1 protein-coding gene is annotated in these 1,029 nt (G+C 41.8%); it reads right to left on the bottom strand.

Annotated elements, in window-relative coordinates; all coding sequences use genetic code 11:
* The coding region (locus HLH16_RS13715) for an IS30 family transposase (RefSeq protein ID WP_171529759.1) at positions 1 to 928 on the bottom strand (928 nt) is incomplete at its 3' end.
* Positions 929 to 1,029 lie beyond the last annotated feature (101 nt).

Genomic DNA, 1,029 nt, shown 5'->3' with positions numbered 1-1,029 from the left:
TAATATCACTGGGTGTATACCAGCCCAGTGTCTTTCTAGGACGATTATTTAGAGCAGTCTCTATCTGTTCTATCCGCTCTTTTGAAACATGATCAAACGATGAGGATTTTGGCAGATATTGTCTGATCAGACCATTCGTATTTTCATTTCTGGCTCGTTGAATAGACTTGTACGGATCTGCAAAGTAAGTCTCTATGCCTGCGTCCGTTATCCGCCTATGCTCTGAGAATTCCTTGCCATTATCAAAGGTCACACTATAGGCATGACTACTACGCAAACATGCTAAAGCACACGAGATCGTTTTAGCTGTGGTTCTCGTTTGCCCCAAATGAACGATATGTACATACAGACTCTTGCGTTCAACCAGGGTTAATAATGCTCCCTTATGATTCTTGCCTATTACAGTATCACCTTCAAAATCACCTAGGCGTTGACGTTTCTCGATGACCTCATCACGACAATGAATACTTGTTCTATCAACAAGTTGACCTCTACGATCTGTGTTTTTATAACCCCGCTTGCGATATGTTTTCTGGTGTCTTAAATGCTGATGCAATTTTCCACCCTTAGATTTATCCTGATAAATGTACTGATAGACCCATTCATGCGATGGGACATCTAACCAGCCACGTTGTTTCAAAGCCCCCGCAACCTGTTCAGGTGACCAATCCAGAGCAATCAGATAACGGATGTAGATTATAGCGAAATCTGTCATCTGAGATGAGGATCGATATCGTCGTTGGCTGGAGAGATGCTCAGCCTGTTTAGCCCGATAGCCACGTTGTCCTGTATTCCTTTTGATCTCACGATAAATGGTTGATCGGGAACGTCCAAGCTCTCTGGCAAGGGTGGAGATTGAAGATTTACTTTTCAAAGCAGCATAAATTTCGTATCTTTCTTCTTGAGAAAGTTGGGTGTATTGCTTCATTGTGTGCTTTCCAATTGCGAGTTGAAAAAGTCTAATGATTCTAATACACCTAACTTTTTCAACTAAATACAAATGTGTCGCACTTGGTATTTGAATCCGCG

The sequence above is a fragment of the Acinetobacter sp. ANC 5378 genome, from assembly GCF_013004315.1.
Lineage (GTDB): Bacteria > Pseudomonadota > Gammaproteobacteria > Pseudomonadales > Moraxellaceae > Acinetobacter.
Note: the sequence above shows the minus strand (reverse complement) of the source record. Positions and strands in the feature narration are given on the sequence as shown.